This window comes from Polaromonas sp. AET17H-212 (genome assembly GCF_002379085.1).
Classification (GTDB): domain Bacteria; phylum Pseudomonadota; class Gammaproteobacteria; order Burkholderiales; family Burkholderiaceae_C; genus Polaromonas.
Window position 1 is genome coordinate 1 of the sequence record NZ_NBZW01000003.1, and the last position, 15,893, is coordinate 15,893.

Annotated in this window: 12 protein-coding genes and 1 pseudogene; 7 read left to right on the plus strand and 6 right to left on the minus strand. The window is 63.9% G+C overall.

The annotated features are described in order from the left end of the window. Window positions 1-175 precede the first annotated feature (175 nt). Entirely contained in the window at window positions 176-1,087 is a 912-nt protein-coding gene (locus B7G53_RS04065) for a LysR substrate-binding domain-containing protein (RefSeq protein WP_096663935.1), read from the plus strand. On the opposite strand, the gene B7G53_RS04070 is transcribed toward B7G53_RS04065, so the two are convergent. Beyond that, window positions 1,084-1,617: a hypothetical protein gene (locus B7G53_RS04070; protein ID WP_096663938.1), complete on the minus strand. Its 534-nt coding sequence runs from the start codon at window positions 1,615-1,617 to the stop codon at window positions 1,084-1,086. The two genes, B7G53_RS04065 and B7G53_RS04070, sit on opposite strands and share 4 nt — an antisense overlap. Window positions 1,618-1,874: 257 nt before the next feature. On the opposite strand from B7G53_RS04070, the gene B7G53_RS04075 reads away from it, so the two are divergent. The 3 genes from B7G53_RS04075 to B7G53_RS04080 all read left to right on the plus strand — a co-directional run bounded on the left by B7G53_RS04075 (window position 1,875) and on the right by B7G53_RS04080 (window position 4,033). Continuing rightward, window positions 1,875-2,936: a DUF6352 family protein gene (locus tag B7G53_RS04075; protein WP_096663940.1), complete on the plus strand. Its 1,062-nt coding sequence runs from the start codon at window positions 1,875-1,877 to the stop codon at window positions 2,934-2,936. Window positions 2,937-3,033: 97 nt separating this feature from the next. Further along, complete coding sequence (locus B7G53_RS22790) at window positions 3,034-3,198, plus strand: hypothetical protein (protein WP_168173476.1); 165 nt, start codon at window positions 3,034-3,036, stop codon at window positions 3,196-3,198. Window positions 3,199-3,307: 109 nt separating this feature from the next. Then, on the plus strand, window positions 3,308-4,033 hold the full coding sequence (locus B7G53_RS04080; protein ID WP_096663943.1) for a sulfite exporter TauE/SafE family protein: 726 nt from the start codon (window positions 3,308-3,310) through the stop codon (window positions 4,031-4,033). Between the two features lie 640 nt (window positions 4,034-4,673). Here the strand turns inward: B7G53_RS04080 and icmF are convergent. From icmF to B7G53_RS04105, 5 genes are all read right to left on the minus strand, one after another. Beyond that, on the minus strand, window positions 4,674-7,967 hold the full coding sequence (gene icmF / locus B7G53_RS04085) for a fused isobutyryl-CoA mutase/GTPase IcmF (RefSeq protein WP_096663946.1): 3,294 nt from the start codon (window positions 7,965-7,967) through the stop codon (window positions 4,674-4,676). 46 nt (window positions 7,968-8,013) lie between these two features. Beyond that, window positions 8,014-8,859, minus strand: a complete 846-nt coding sequence (locus B7G53_RS04090) for a PPK2 family polyphosphate kinase (protein WP_096663949.1) — start codon at window positions 8,857-8,859, stop codon at window positions 8,014-8,016. Window positions 8,860-8,978: 119 nt separating this feature from the next. Next, a complete protein-coding gene (locus B7G53_RS04095; RefSeq protein WP_096663952.1) occupies window positions 8,979-10,946 on the minus strand; it encodes a TRAP transporter large permease in 1,968 nt (655 codons plus the stop codon). Continuing rightward, window positions 10,943-11,563 carry a TRAP transporter small permease subunit gene (locus B7G53_RS04100; protein ID WP_096663955.1) on the minus strand — a complete coding sequence of 207 codons (621 nt, stop codon included), beginning with the start codon at window positions 11,561-11,563 and terminating at the stop codon, window positions 10,943-10,945. The genes B7G53_RS04095 and B7G53_RS04100 overlap by 4 nt, the downstream gene beginning before the upstream one ends. An 82-nt stretch (window positions 11,564-11,645) precedes the next feature. After that, window positions 11,646-12,767, minus strand: coding sequence for a TRAP transporter substrate-binding protein (locus B7G53_RS04105; RefSeq protein ID WP_096663958.1), 1,122 nt, complete (start codon window positions 12,765-12,767; stop codon window positions 11,646-11,648). A 340-nt stretch (window positions 12,768-13,107) separates the two neighbouring features. Here B7G53_RS04105 and B7G53_RS23130 point away from each other — a divergent pair. The 3 genes and pseudogenes from B7G53_RS23130 to B7G53_RS04115 form a co-directional block, all read left to right on the plus strand. After that, window positions 13,108-13,608, plus strand: a pseudogene (locus B7G53_RS23130) (MBL fold metallo-hydrolase); the annotation flags it as partial. Between the two features lie 174 nt (window positions 13,609-13,782). Further along, window positions 13,783-14,229: a rhodanese-like domain-containing protein gene (locus B7G53_RS23135; protein WP_255249915.1), complete on the plus strand. Its 447-nt coding sequence runs from the start codon at window positions 13,783-13,785 to the stop codon at window positions 14,227-14,229. A gap of 218 nt (window positions 14,230-14,447) precedes the next feature. Next, window positions 14,448-15,764, plus strand: a complete 1,317-nt coding sequence (locus tag B7G53_RS04115) for an acetylornithine deacetylase/succinyl-diaminopimelate desuccinylase family protein (RefSeq protein WP_096663963.1) — start codon at window positions 14,448-14,450, stop codon at window positions 15,762-15,764. Window positions 15,765-15,893: the final 129 nt, after the last annotated feature.

Genomic DNA, 15,893 nt, shown 5'->3' on the forward strand with positions numbered 1-15,893 from the left:
TCTCCAAAGGGGGTGGGAGGCCTGCCTGTGTGCATAAATCGCAACTCAGGAGGCCGGGTCGGGAAGGATGATGGTGAGAGCATACGCGCAGCCCGGCACCCGGCGCAACCGATGATTTGGCACGGATGTGTGCAAAAATGGAACTCCAAGCAAGCCGCCCAGGCAGGAGCCCGCCATGCGACGAAAAATCCCTTCCACCACGGCGCTGGCGCTGTTTGAAGCGGCCGCGCGCCACCAGAGTTTTACCCAGGCGGCGCAGGAGCACGCGGTCACCCAGAGCGCGGTGTGCCGCCAGATTGCCGGTCTGGAAGACTTCCTCAACGTGAAGCTGTTCCGGCGCACCAAACGCGGTGTGCTGCTCACCGAAGCGGGCACCAACTACGCGCGCAACGTGCGTGCCCGACTCGACGACGTGGAGCGCGATACGCTGGCCTTGATGGCCAAGGGCGGGGCCGGCGGGGCGCTGGAGCTGGGGGTGGTGCCGACCTTTGCCGCCAAGTGGCTGGTGCCGCGGCTCGGCGATTTCCAGCGCCTGCACCCCGATATTGCGGTGCACCTGTCGTCGCGCACCCGGCCCTTCCTGTTTGCCGACACCGCGCTGGACGCGGCCATTTTCGCGGGTGACGCCGGCTGGCCGGGCACGGCGTCCTGTTTCCTGATGGATGAACGCCTGGTGGCGGTGGGCAGCCCGGCGCTGGTCAAGACACGGCGCACGCTGAAGGCCGCCGACCTGGCGCAGCTGCCGCTGCCGCTGCTGCAGATGAGCACGCGGCCTTACGCCTGGCGGCAGTGGTTTGAGTCGCTGGGCCTGCACATCGACAACGACCTGGCCGGGGCGCGCATGGAGCTGTTTTCCATCACCACCGAAGCGGCTATCCATGGGCAGGGGCTGGCGCTGATCCCGCGTTTCCTGATTGAAGAGGACTTGAAGCAGGGCCGCCTGGTGCCGCTGATCGAGCATGAGTTCGTCAGCGACCGGCGTTATTACTTCATCTACCCGGAACAGAAGTCCGACAACACGGTGCTGGCATTGTTTCGCAGCTGGCTGGATGCGCAGGCCACCCGTTACCGCGAGGCGCAGCCCTAACGTTTGTCGCCGCTGGAAATGCGGCCCTGTTCGCGCCGGTTCTGCGCCTGCTCGCGCAGGGCGCGCTGGCCCAGCGACTCCTCGCTTTGCCGTTGCCGCTGGTCATCCTGGCGTGTTAGCTCGCGCTGCTGCCGCCACTGGTCACGCTGCAACTGCTGCTGTTCGCGCCAGGCCTGCTCCTGGTCGCTCGGGCCAGGCCGCTGGGGCACCCAGGTGCCATTGCGCTGCGCCTGCTCCCGCAACGCACGTTCGCCGAGGCTATCCTGGCTCTGCCGGATCTGGGCATCCTGCAGGCGCGTCAGCTCACGTTGGCGTCGCTCCTGTTCGCGCTGCAACTGCCATTGTTCCCACTGCGCCCGCTCGATGGCGCTGTAGTCGGGCGGCGGGCCGGTGCCTGACCAGGTTTCGGTCCGGGTGGTGACGGTGGGCCACTGCGCCCAGGCGGGCGCCAGCGCCAGCACCAGCAGGCTGGTGCCGAGCGAGGCCAGCGTGTGCCCCCGCCATTCACGTGGTTTCAAAGTTGTGTTCATGGGTGTCTCCATCTGCTGCGCCCTGCGCCCTGCGCATTGCAACACCCTACTGTACGCAAAGCAAAAAAACAGCGTCGGCCACCCGGACGCAGGGCGGGTCGGTGGCCGCTGCCTTTTCTACCAGGGCCTGAGCGCGCCAGAACCGGCTTTGCGGATTTTGTATGACAAATACCCGTTTCTCCCTTATTCCACGGGTGCAAGCAGCTATTTAATTGATAGCAATTGGCCTGCCTGCGCAATGTGCGACGATTGCCCCCATGCAAAATTTCTGGCCTTCCAGTGGCTTCAGCCAGCTCCAGATCACCCCACGGGGTTGGCTGGCACCCACCGACGATTACCTGCGTCTCTTCTTGAGCCGCCCCGAACTGGCCCTGGTGCCCGAGTCCTGCGCGGCCGAACAGGCGTTGCATGCGGCCTTGCTGGCCGCGCCGTCGCGGCCGGTGACCGAGGCCGAACTGCAGGCCCTGCAGGACGCAGACGCCCGCGAGAGTTACAGCCTGTTTTTGCGTTTTCGCGACGGCTTGCTGGCGGCCGGCACGCTGGAGGCTTATTACCTGGGCTTGTTCCGCAGCGGCAGCATCAGCATTGCGCCGCTGTTCATCGACCTGCTGGCCCAGGCCATCCTGCGCCAGGTGCTGGACGACACCACCGACGCCTACGAGGTGCGTGCCGCCGAGATGCTGTTTCGTGCCCAGCGCATCAGCACGCAGGACGGCCAGGTGCTGGCCGGCGACCGCGAGGTACTGGACATGTTCAACGAAACCGGCGGGCTCGGCGACTTCGGGCGTTTCCTGGCCGAGGCCCAGGCACCGCTGCGCAGCATTGACATGCAGGTGCTGACGGATGCCAACGCGCCCGACTACTGGCCCGCCAGCGACCGCCACCACTTCCTGCTCGACCTGACGCATGAAATCAGCAACGATCTGAGCCACGGCCTGGTGTTCACCATGACGCGCGCCCGCTCGGGCCTGACAGCGTTGGCGCGTGTGCTGGAAAAGTGGGTGCAGCATTTTCTCGGTGTGGAGGTCAGCATCCGGCCGTTGCAAAAGGTCGATGACGCCGCCTGGCGCTGGCATGTGGGGCTGGACGTGGAGGCGACGGCGCTGCTCAATGACCTGTACGAGGGCCGGGAGGTGGAGGCCGGACGTTTGCAGCGCCTGCTCAGCCTGTTCCGGCTCGATTTTGCCGACCCGCAGGAAATGCGCGCCGATGTGGCCGGCAAGCCGGTGTACCTGGGCCTGATGATGAATGCCGGCCAGTCGGTCAAGCTCAAACCGCAGAATCTGCTGCTGAATCTGCCGCTGAAGGGGGCCATGTAAATCGGTTCCGGACGGCCGGCTGGCCCTGCCTTGCCCCGACCGGGGCGCGGTAGCTTAAAATGCCGGGTTCTGCCAATTTTTTAATCCGGAGTCTTCCATGTCCAAAAAAATCCGCGTCGAAGCCGACATCTGCGCACCCAAGCCCGTTCCCGCCCCCGGCATGACCCGCACGGCCGGCCGTGGTCAAAAGATCAGCCTGGAGCGCGGCACCTGGACCCGCAGCAAAAAGAACCCCGGCAAGCGCCCGCACAAAGGCGGCTAAGCCGTTCGCGGCTGCACCTTCCATCGTGATCCACTGATGGGGGTGCCTTTGCAGCAAGCCCCGGCTCGCGGGGCTTTTTGCTGCGCGCCGTCCGGACGAGTTTGAGGCCATGGCCGCCTACACCTTTGTCCTGCTCACCGGTTTTGCAGCCGGTTGCCTGAGCGGCGTCATCGGCACCGGTTCGTCCATCATTCTGCTGCCGGTGCTGGTCCATGCCTTCGGGCCGAAACAGGCCGTGCCCATCATGGCCATCGCGGCGGTCATGGCCAACCTGTCACGTGTGCTGGCCTGGTGGCGCGAGGTGGACTGGAAGGCGGTCGCCGCCTACACCGTCACCGGCGTGCCCGCGGCAGCCCTGGGTGCCCGCACCTTGCTGGCCCTGCCGCCGCACGTCATCGAGATCGGCCTCGGCATTTTTTTCCTCGCCATGGTCCCGGTGCGCCACGTGCTGGCACGCCTGCAGTGGAAGGCGCGGCTGTGGCACCTCGCCGTGGCTGGCACATGCATCGGTTTTCTCACCGGCCTTGTGCTGTCCACCGGGCCGCTCAGTGTTCCGGTCTTTTTGTCCTATGGCCTGCTCAAGGGCGCCTTCCTCGCAACGGAAGCAGCCAGTTCGCTGTTTATCTACCTCAGCAAGGTCGTGACTTTTCATGAATTCGGCGCGCTGCCCGTCGACCTGCTGCTGCAGGGCCTGATCGTGGGCGCCTCGCTGATGGCTGGCACCTTCGCAGGCAAGGCGCTGGTGCTGCGCATGAGCGTGGCTGTGCATGGGCATGTGCTGGACGGGTTGTTGGTTTGCTCGGGGTTGGCGTTGTTGTGGACGGCGCTGGGCTGAGGGCTGGACCGGATTTGTCCTTCCGGACTTGATCCGGGATCCATGTCTGATAACTCATACCGTTCGGGCTGAGCTTGGTCTGTCCTGAGCTTGTCGAAGGGTCGACGCCGCGTGTTGATCCGTGGGTGGTGGTTCGCCAGCAAGCCGGGTCTCGCCCCGGCGGGCGAGGCACTTTACTTTTGCGTCGCCAAAAGAAAGTACCCAAAGAAAAGGCGACCGGATGGTCTGGGTCCCTTCGCTTCGCTGCGGGCAACCTGCGGTGCTCGGCAAAAGCGGGGTTTCGCTCGAACTCGGCTTCGCCTCAAACAATCGCGAGCCCTGATCCGCTCTTGCCTGTGCTCCTCGGCCCAGCCCGACGGGTGGAGACGAATACGGGAGCGGATACGGGGAGACATGACGCGCGCAGCGCGTCATGTCGGAGCCAAGCGGCCGTGATGTATGCACGCGGGCGCAGCACACGCGGCCAAATGAAGCTCCCCTCCATCGCCCAGCGGGGCGAGGGAGGGGCGGGGGGAGGGAGTGGGGAGTCGGACCTACTGTCCGAGGCAAATCGCGGGCGCAGCGTGATGCCGGATCATTAATAAAAAGTGCCCACAGCCCTTACGCAGAAAGCGCTAGAAGCTACTGTATTAATAGCAATCTACATGTTCCGCCGGTACTGCCCACCCACCTCGAACAGCGCGTGGGTGATCTGGCCGAGTGAGCAGACGCGTACCGCGTCCATCAGCACCTCGAACACGTTGTCATTGGCAATCACCGCCTGCTGCAGGCGCTTGAGCATCGCCGGTGCTTCCTTGACATGGCGCTGGTGGAAGTCTTGCAGGCGTGCCAGCTGGCTCTGCTTTTCCTCGTCGGTGGAGCGGGCCAGCTCCAGTTTGTCCTGCACCGCGTCGCCATGTGGGTTGCGGAAGGTGTTGACGCCGATGATGGGCAGCTCGCCCGTGTGTTTGAGCATCTCGTAATGCATGGACTCGTCCTGGATGCGGCCGCGCTGGTAGCCGGTTTCCATGGCGCCCAGCACGCCGCCGCGCTCGGCGATGCGCTCAAATTCGAGCAGCACGGCTTCTTCCAGCAGCTCGGTGAGTTCCTCGATGATGAAGGCGCCCTGGGACGGGTTCTCGTTTTTCGCCAGACCCCACTCGCGGTTGATGATGAGCTGGATCGCCATCGCGCGGCGCACCGACTCTTCGGTGGGCGTGGTGATGGCCTCGTCGAAGGCGTTGGTGTGCAGGGAGTTGCAGTTGTCGTAAATCGCAATCAGCGCCTGCAAGGTGGTGCGGATGTCGTTGAACTGGATCTCCTGCGCGTGCAGGCTGCGGCCCGAGGTCTGGATGTGGTACTTGAGCTTCTGGCTGCGTTCGTTGGCACCGTATTTTTCCTTCATCGCCACGGCCCAGATGCGGCGCGCGACGCGGCCCATGACCGTGTATTCCGGGTCCATGCCGTTGGAGAAGAAAAAGCTCAGGTTCGGCGCGAAGTCGTCGATGTGCATGCCGCGCGCGAGGTAGGCTTCCACGAAGGTGAAGCCGTTCGACAGCGTGAAGGCCAGCTGCGAAATCGGGTTGGCGCCGGCTTCGGCGATGTGGTAACCGCTGATGGAGACGCTGTAGAAGTTGCGCACGCGGTTGTGCACAAAATATTCGGCAATGTCGCCCATCACCTTGAGGCTGAACTCGGTCGAGAAGATGCAGGTGTTCTGGCCCTGGTCTTCCTTCAGGATGTCGGCCTGCACCGTGCCACGCACGTTTTCCTGCACCCATTCGCGGATTTTTTCAAGCTCGGTCGGGGTCGGGTCGCGCCCGTTGTCCTTCCTGAATTTTTCGAGGTTCTGGTCGATGGCGGTGTTCATGAACATCGCCAGAATCGTGGGCGCCGGGCCGTTGATGGTCATGCTGACCGAGGTGCTCGGGCTGCACAGGTCAAACCCGTCGTACAGCACCTTCATGTCGTCGAGCGTGGCAATCGACACGCCGCTGTTGCCGACCTTGCCGTAAATGTCGGGCCGCAGGTCGGGGTCGTTGCCGTACAGCGTGACCGAGTCGAAAGCCGTGCTCAGGCGCTTGGCGGCCATGCCCTGGCTCAGCAGCTTGAAACGCGTGTTGGTGCGAAACGCATCGCCTTCACCGGCAAACATGCGGGTCGGGTCCTCACCCTCGCGCTTGAAGGCGAAGGTGCCGGCGGTGTAGGGGTAGCTGCCCGGCACGTTGTCCAGCATCAGCCACTTGAGGATCTCGCCGTGGTCTTCGTACTGCGGCAGCGCCACCTTGCGGATGGTCGTGCCCGAGAGGGACTTGCTGGTCAGCGCCGTGCGGATTTCCCTGTCGCGGATCTTCACCACGTATTCCTCGCCGGCATACGCCTGCTGCATGTCGGGCCACTGGCCCAGCAGCTGCCGTGCATCGCTGTCCATGCGGGCCTTGCGCTTGCCGGCCAGGTCCAGCGCGGCCTCGGCGGCGGGCGCGCGGTCCGGCTTGTCGATCTTCAGCATGGCGGCCGCGGCTTGCAGCTGCTGCACTTCGCGCGCCAGCCTGGCTTGTTCGCGGGCGCGCTTCTTGTAGCCGCGCACGGTGTCGCTGATCTCGGCCAGGTAACGCGTGCGCGCGGCCGGCACCACCGGCGTCTGGTTGGTGCTGTGGCGCACGTCGACGGCGGGCAGGGCGCCGTCGGCCAGCTTCAGGCCGAGTCCGGCCAGGCGCGGCTTGAGGGCCTGATACAGCGCGGTGACACCGTCGTCGTTGAAACGCGCGGCCATGGTGCCGAACACCGGCATTTGGTCGGGCGCGGTGCCCCAGGCTTCCTTGTTGCGCTGGACCTGCTTGGCCACGTCGCGCAGGGCGTCGAGCGAGCCCTTGCGGTCGAACTTGTTGATGGCCACAAATTCGGCGAAGTCCAGCATGTCGATTTTTTCGAGCTGGCTGGCGGCGCCGAACTCGGGCGTCATCACATACATGGGCACGTCCACATGCGGCACGATGGCGGCATCGCCCTGGCCGATGCCCGAGGTCTCGACCACGATCAGGTCAAAGCCGGCGACCTTGCAGGCGGCAATCACTTCGGGCAAGGCCTTGCTGATCTCGCTGCCGAATTCGCGCGTGGCCAGAGAACGCATGAAAACGCGCGGGCCCTGCTGCCAGGGGCTGATGGCGTTCATGCGGATGCGGTCGCCGAGCAGCGCGCCGCCGCTCTTGCGCCGCGACGGGTCGATGCTGATGACGGCCACGCGCAGCTGGTCGTTCTGGTCCAGCCGCAGCCGGCGTATCAGTTCGTCGGTCAGCGAGGACTTGCCGGCGCCGCCGGTGCCCGTGATGCCCAGCACCGGTATCTTTTTGATAGCAGCTTGCGCCCGCAGCGACTGGACCAAAGCCGAATCTGCGTTATCGTTTTCAAGCGCGGTGATCAGCTGCGCCAGCGCCCGCCAAGCCATCTCGCCATGGCCTTCGATCGCCTGGAGGTCTGTAGGGGCGAAACCGGTCAGGTCCTTGTCGCAGCGCATGACCATCTCGCCGATCATGCCGGCCAGGCCCATTTTCTGGCCGTCTTCGGGGCTGTAGATGCGGGCGACGCCGTAGGCATGGAGCTCGCGGATCTCCGGCGGCACAATCACGCCGCCGCCGCCGCCGAACACCTGGATGTGTTCGCCACCCCGGCTCTTGAGCAGGTCGACCATGTACTTGAAGTACTCGACGTGGCCGCCCTGGTAGGAGCTGATGGCAATGCCTTGCGCATCCTCCTGCAGCGCCGCTGTGACGACTTCGTCCACGCTGCGGTTGTGGCCCAGGTGAATCACTTCGGCACCCATGCCCTGCAGGATGCGCCGCATGATGTTGATCGCGGCGTCATGGCCGTCAAACAGCGAGGCGGCAGTGACAAAGCGCACCTTGTGCGTGGGGCGGTAGTTGGCAAGGGCCTGGTAGTCGGCGGACAGGTCGGTCATGGCGGCGCTCTCTGGAGGTTGTCTCGTGGCTTGGATGCGGGAGGAGTTATTCGATTTTCAATCCGGCCAGCGCCGGATCGTCAGGCGGGTAGCGCAGGTCCAGCGACTTCAGTTTGTCGCGCACCAGCGTGGCCACCATCAGGTTGCGGTGGGTTTTGGAGTCGGCGGGCACCACGGTCCAGGGTGCCCAGGGCGTGCTGGTTGCCCCCAGCAGCGCCTCGTAGGCCTTCTGGTAGTCGGCCCACTGCTTGCGTACCGCGAGGTCACCCATGCTGAACTTCCAGCGCTTGGTCGGATCGTCCACCCGTTCCTGCAGGCGCTGGCCCTGTTCCTCGAAGCTGATGTGCAGCATGAACTTGAGGATCACCGTGCCGGTTTCGGCCAGCAGGCGTTCGAACGCGTTGATGTGGGCAAAACGCTGCGCGGTCTGCTCCGGCGTGATCCAGCCCTGGACCACCGGGACCAGCACGTCCTCGTAGTGGCTGCGGTTGAAAATCATGGTTTCGCCCGCCCCGGGCATCTGGCGGTGGATGCGCCACAGGTAGTCGTGTGCCCGCTCTTCCTCGCTCGGTGCCTTCCAGCCCACGGTGTGCACGCCCAGCGGGCTGGTTCGGCTGAACACGGCGCGAATCGTACCGTCCTTGCCGGAGGTGTCGGTGCCTTGCAGCAGGACCAGCAGCTTGTAGCGCTTGTCGGCAAAAAAAAGGTCCTGCAGGCCATCAAGTTCCATCGCCAGGGCGTCCACGGCGACCTTGTCTGCCTCCTTGTCCCCGGTCGACAGGGGCTTGGCCGAGGCCTTGAGTTCGGACAGCCCGAACGGCCGGCCGCGACCGGTGCTGGGCGGTTGCCAGGGGGCCAGCAGGGCCGCGCGCTTGCTGTTGCCGTTGGACATGGCTGTCTCCGTGTGGGTGATTGACGTTTACGTAAACGTCAATCTTACCGTTTTTCCAAAACAAAGGGGCGCCTGCGCGCCCCTTTGGTTTCCGACTGGTGGGCGATGCCCGCTTGGTTCTATTTGTACAGCAACTGCGGCAACCACAGGCCGATGGCGGGGAACTGGTACAGCAGGACGATGGCCAGGATCTGGATGCCCATGAAGGGCAACATGCCGGCGAAGATCTGGTTCAACGTCACATGCTTCGGTGCCACGCCCTTGAGGTAAAACGCGGCCATGGCCACCGGCGGGCTCAGGAAAGCCGTCTGCAGGTTCAGGGCGACCAGCAGGCCGAAAAACAGCGGATCGACGCCGAAGTTATCCAGCAGCGGGATGAAGATGGGCATGAAGATCACGATGATCTCGGTCCACTCCAGCGGCCAGCCGAGAATGAAAATAATCGCCTGGCTCATCACGAGGAACTGCGTCTTGCTCAGGTTCATGCTGAGTACCCAGGTCTCGACCAGTTCCTGGCCGCCCAGCAGCGCAAAAGCCGCCGAGAAGATGGCCGAACCGACAAACAGCCAGCACACCATGGCCGAGGTCTTGGCCGTCAGGAACACCGACTCCTGCAGCACCGATAGTGTGAGCCGCTTGTAGGCCGCCGCCAGCAGAAAGCCGCCGAGGGCGCCCATCGCGGCCGCCTCGGTCGGAGTGGCCAGTCCCATCACGATGGACCCGAGCACCGAGATGATGAGGATCATCAGCGGGAAAAACGAGGTCAGGAGCATCTTGAAGATTTCCAGCCGCGCAAAACTCAGGAACAGGTAGAAGAGGGCGACCAGCGCGCCAAAAATGGCAAAGCAGACCCACCACCAGGTGGGCGCGTCGCGCGTGGTCGCGTCAGCAGGTGTCTTGTCGGCGCTGGCGGCAACTGCGGCGGGAGGTGCTGCCACACTCGCGGCCGCCGGCGCGGCGGGGGCTTCGGCGGCTGGTGGCTCCTTGACATCACCCGACGGGGGTTCCTGCAGGCCGCCCTCGGCAACCGGCTCTTTCAGGCCACCTTCCTGGGGAGGTTCCTGCAGACCACCGGCATCAGCGCCTGGTGCTGCTGACGAGCTGGACGCGCCTATCTGCTGGATGTCATACATCGCTTCGGCTTCGACGGTGGTAACCGCCCGGTAACTGGTCACCAGCACCAGCAGAAAGAGCAGGCCCGGCAGGACCACCACCGTCAGTTGTCGCAGGATGTGGCCCAAAGGCACGTCGGCATTGCGCTTTCCCTTGAGCGCGCTGAACAAGGCTGTCAGTGCGTGGGTGGCCGTGCTGCTCGTCAGGCGCTGCGTCAGGGGCGGCAACGTGACCACGCGGTCGGCGGCCGACAGCGGAGGAGCCCATTGCGGCTTGAGCTTGGCGACGATGATGACGTAGAGGATATACAGGCCGGTCAGCATCAGGCCCGGGAAAAACGCACCAGCGTACAACTGAACGACGGAAACGCCGGCGGTCGCGCCGTACACGATCAGCAGCACCGAAGGCGGAATCAGGATGCCCAGGCAGCCGCCCGCCGTGATGGCGCCGGCCGCCAGCGGGACGCTGTAACCGGCACGCAGCATCGCCGGCAAGGCCAGCAGGCCCATCAGCGTGACCACGGCACCCACGATACCGGTGGCCGTCGCAAAGATGGCGCAGGTGACCAGGGTCGCCACGGCCAGCGAACCGGGAATCCGGGCCATGGCCAGATGCAGGCTCTTGAAGAGTTTTTCGATCAGGTTGGCCCGTTCGACCAGGTAACCCATGAAAACAAACAACGGTATCGCAATCAGCACGTCGCTGGCCATGGTCTTGAAGGCCGCCTGGACCATCAGGTCCAGCGTCTTCGTCGTGTCCCGGTTGTAGGCCAGCCAGGTGAAAATCATGCCCATGCCCATCAGCGTGAAGGCCGTCGGAAAACCGAGCATGATGGCGGTCACCACCAGGGACAGCATCAGCAGCCCCAGGTGCCCGTTGGTGATTTTCTCGACGCTCAGAAGCAGCGTGGCGGCGCCGATGATGACCAGCGCCATGAAGGTCAGGCCGAACCAGAGTTCTTTGCGGATCTTCATTTGTGGTTCTCCTTGAGGGCCAGATCGCGCTCGAGCGCTGCCATGTCTTCGTCTTTCACGTGCACCATTTCCTTGAGTTTTTCCACGTCCACTTCCTCCACGTCGCCTTCGCGCACCGGCCAGGCGCCGGTCTGTATGCACTGGATGCAGCGGATGATTTCCACAAAGCCCTGCAGCAGCAGCACAAAGCCCGACACCGGAATCACGAACTTGAACGGATAGATCGGAATCGGGTCGGCGTTGAAGGTCTGCTCGCGGATCGCCAGCGACTCATTGGCATAGGTCCAGCCGGCCCAGGTCAGCGCGACAACGCCCGGCAGGAAGAAAAGGATGTACAGCGTCAGGTCGACGATCGCCTGCGTGCGCGGCCTGAGAAAGCCGTAAAGCACGTCGCCGCGCACATGGCCGTTTTTGCTCAGGGTGTAGGCGCCCGCCATCATGAACAGCAGGCCATAAAGCATGATCTGGGCGTCGAGCACCCAGGCGTGGGGGTGGTTGAGCACGTAACGGCTGAACACCTCCCAGCTGATCAGCACGGTCAGCAGGACCACGCTCCAGGCGCAGGCCTTGCCGATCCAGGTGGAAAACCGGTCCACCGCCAGTAAAAACGATTGCATTGCAACTCCTAGCGCCGCCAAAGGACGGTCCCTGAAAAAATAAAGGGGCACCCAAGGTGCCCCTTAGATGCCGAAGCTTGATTTAAGCCTTTTTGCCTTTGCTGAAGTAATGGTTATAAGCCATCTTGAAGTCGACCGTGTAGTCGTTTTGCCATTGGCCTGCACGTTCGGCAAAGGCCTTCTGCGAGTCGAGCACCTTCTTGAACAGCGCGTTCTCTCCCCCCTTCTTGACCATGATCTTGTCCCAGGAAGCTAGCTGTGCGCGCAGGATGGCGTCGGGCGTCTTGTAAAACTTGACGCCGGCCTTCTTGAGCTCGATGTAGTCCTTGGAGTTGCGCTCAATGGCCTTCCAGCTCATGTCTGCGCTGGCTGCCTGAACGGCGTAGTCGATGATGGCCTTGAGTTCCGCCGGAAGGGCGTTGAGCTTGGTCTTGTTGAACAGGATCTCGAACTGTTCGCCGCTCTGGTGGAAGCTCTGCAGCATGCAGTTCTTGACCACGTCAGGGAAGCCCAGAAGCTTGTCCGATGAAGCGTTGTTGAACTCGGCGCCATCGATCAGGCCGCGATCCAGCGCCGGCACGATTTCGCCGCCCGGCAGCGGATTGACGGCCGCGCCCATGTCGGTGTACATGTCGACGGCTAGACCCACAGTACGGAACTTTATGCCCTGGATATCAGAGACCTTGGAGATCGGCTTCTTGAACCAGCCGAAGGGCTGGGTCGGCATGGGGCCATAGAGGTAGGACACCACGTCCATGTTGATGGACTTGTAAATCTCGTCCAGCAGGGCCTTGCCGCCGCCGTAGTTGTGCCAGGCCAGCAGCATGTTGGGGTCCATGCCGAAGGACGGGCCGGAACCCCACAGTGCGAGCGCCGAATTTTTGCCATAGTGGTAAGCGACCACGCCGTGACCACCGTCCAGCGTGCCCTTGTTGACGGCCTCGAGCAGCTGAAACGCAGGAACGACAGCGCCCGCGGGCAACACTTCGATCTTGAGCTTGCCGCTCGCCATGTCGTTGACTTTTTTGGCGAAGTCGGAGGCGTACTCGTGGAAGATGTCTTTCGACGGCCAGGTGCTCTGGAAGCGCAGCGTGGTGGCCGTTTGCGCGGTCGCCAGCATCGGTGCGGACATGGCGCCGGCGCCGGCTGCAACAGCTGCGCCCTTGAGCAGGCTGCGGCGGCGAGGGGTCTTGATATCGGTCATGGCTTGTCTCCTGTTGTGAAAAAACGTTAGCGCACTATCTTTTTCCATAGCGGCCCGGCATGGAAGAGGGTTTTTACCAACGGGGCAGCGGCAATTGCCTCCAAATGGGGTGAAACTGTTTATCTGGGCCGTGTCTAACGATGGTTGAAAGCTGTCAGCTTTCAGTCAATGTTCAGATCGATCCCGTCCGTTCCGCGTCGGCAAACGGCGTGTGGCGACGATGGTTCCGGCGCATGCTTCTTTTTTTGGAGGGGGCGACAGGCTGTCGCCGGCCATGAGGTTCTAAACTGGGGCTCACGCAGGCAGGCCTTTTGCCTGCCTGCGGCCCTGGAAACCTGTCATGACACCGATTCAGCTTTTTGACCCAGCCTCCAGCACCTATACCTATCTGCTGTTTGATCCGTCCACGCGCGAGGCCCTGATCATCGACCCGGTGGACCAGCAGGTCGAGCGCGACCTCGCGGTGCTGCGGGAGCACCAGCTCAAGTTGTTGTGGACGGTGGAGACGCATGCCCATGCCGACCACATCACCAGCGCGGGGCAACTGGCGGAACACACCGGCGCCCGCACGGCGGCGCCGCAAGGCTGCGGCATTGCCACGGCCGCCCGGCAGCTGGGCGACGGTGATGTGCTGCAGGTCGGCGGTGAACAGGTCCGCGTGATGCATACCCCGGGTCACACGGCCGGCAGTGTCAGTTACCTCTGGCGCAACCATGTGTTCACCGGCGATACCCTGCTGATCAACGGCTGCGGCCGGACCGACTTCCAGTCCGGCAGCGCCGAAGACCTCTACCAGAGCATCACCGGGCGGCTGTTCACGCTGCCGGACGACACCGTGGTCTGGCCGGGCCACGACTACCAGGGCCGGACCCATTCGACGATTGCGGCCGAGAAGGCCGGCAATGCCCGCATCGCCGGGAAAAGCCTGGCCGAGTTTGTGGCCACCATGGCACAGCTCCAGCTGCCCCGGCCCGCGCGCATGGACGAAGCGCTTCCTGCCAACCAGAGTTCCGGCATGGGGACCGGTCGCCACGATGCCGGTGGGGCCGACCTGTTCCAGGTCCTGCCGGCCGAGGGTTATGCCGGCAATGTGTCGCCCGAACTGGCCTGCCAGTGGTGGCAGGCCGGCCAGGCGGTGCTGGTCGATGTACGCACCGATGCGGAGCGTGAATGGGTGGGTTTTGTGCCGGGTGCGATAGCGCTGGCGTGGAAGCAATGGCCGGGCATGGCCATGAACCCGCAGTTCGACGAAGGCCTGCGGGCCGCCGTGCCGGCGGGCCACAAGGCCGTGCTGCTTTGCCGCAGCGGTGTGCGTTCGATCGCCGCCGCCCGACGTGCCACCGAACTGGGGCTGGAGGCCTACAACATCCTGGAAGGGTTCGAAGGCGATCCCGATGCGCAGGCCCATCGTGGTGCACGCGGCGGCTGGCGTTACCGCGGCCTGCCGTGGCGGCAGAATTAGAGCCCCCACGTTCGCTCACTTCGTGTAGCTCTCTGCCCCCCGAGGGGGCGCTGCGCCTGCGGGCCGGCGGAGCCGGACCCGCGGCCCCTGCTGGTGAGGAGGGAGCCCCCCACGCTTGTCGCTTCGGACGGATCGCCCTGAGCCTGTCGAAGGGGGCCCCCGAGGCCGTGCATGAACTGCCATGAGACAGCCGGGCCCGGTTCACATAAACTGGCTGCATGAACAATGACAGCCTGCTCAAACGCATTGAATCCAAACGCGACGAGGTGATTGCGCTCACCCAGGACCTGGTTCGCATTCCCACCATCAACCCGCCAGGGAACGCCTACGAAGCCTGCGCCCGACTGCTTGGCGAGCGGCTGCAAAAACGCGGCTTCGCCGTCGAATACATCCGGGCCGAGGGAGCCCCGGGCGACCGCAACTCCCATCCGCGCATCAATGTGGTGGCGCGCTACGAAGGTGCGCCCGGTGGTGAGTGTGTGCACTTCAACAGCCACATCGATGTGGTGGAAGCCGGTTCCGGCTGGACCACCGATCCCTTTGGCGGCGAGATCCGGGACGGCAAGGTCTACGGCCGCGGCACTTGCGACATGAAGGGCGGACTGGCGTCCAGCGTGATTGCCTGCGAGGCGATTCTTGAAGAAGGCTTGCCGTTTGCCGGCGCGCTGGAAATTTCAGGCACCGTCGATGAAGAGTCGGGCGGCTTCGCCGGCGTGGGTTATCTCGCCGAGCGCGGTTATTTCACGAAACCGCGCGTGCACCATGTGATCATCCCCGAGCCGCTCGGGGTGGACCGCATCTGCCTCGGGCACCGCGGTGTCTGGTGGGGCGAGGTCGAGACCCTGGGCCGCATTGCGCATGGCTCCATGCCCTTCCTGGGCGACAGCGCCATCAACCACATGAGCGCCTTCATCCATCTGCTGGAGACGCAGCTGCAGCCGCGGCTGTCCGGGCGCCATACCGCGGAACCGGTGGAGCCGCCTGGTGCCCGGGTGAGCACGCTCAACATCAACAGCCTGCACGGTGGCCAGGTGGAGCAGCTGTTTGCCATGGACGCGCGCGGCCGCCCCACCGGCGATCTGCCGGCGCCGGTGGTGGCGCACTCATGCCGCGCCGTGCTGGACCGCCGCTTCATCGCTGAAGAAAACCTGGAGGCCGTGAAGGCCGAGATTGTGGCCATGCTCGAGGAGCTCAAGCGCAGCCGCCCCGGCTTTGACTACGGCATCCGGGACATCATGAGTTTTGTGCCGACGGCCACCCCCAAGGACGCGCCGGTGGTGCTGGCCACCGCGCGCGCCATCGCCCGGGTGCTGGGCCGCGAGGCCAGCTACATCTCCAGTCCCGGCACTTACGACCAGAAACACATCGTGCGCACGGGCAAGCTCGATGCGTGTATCGCCTACGGTCCAGGCATTCTCGATCTGGCGCATCAGCCCGACGAATATGTGGGCATTCAGGAGCTGGTGGACAGCGCAAAAATCATGGCACTGGCCGCTTTAAGCCTGACAAGTGGTCGCCATGCAACATCAAAGTAATACCAAGGTAGTGATTTAGGGCAATTACTACACCGGAATCCGACTTTCGGGAGCTGACCCCTGTCAATGTTGACAGGGGGGGCAACCCTGAATTTGTTAAATTCATCTTCAATGGTGGTACTTTTTCAC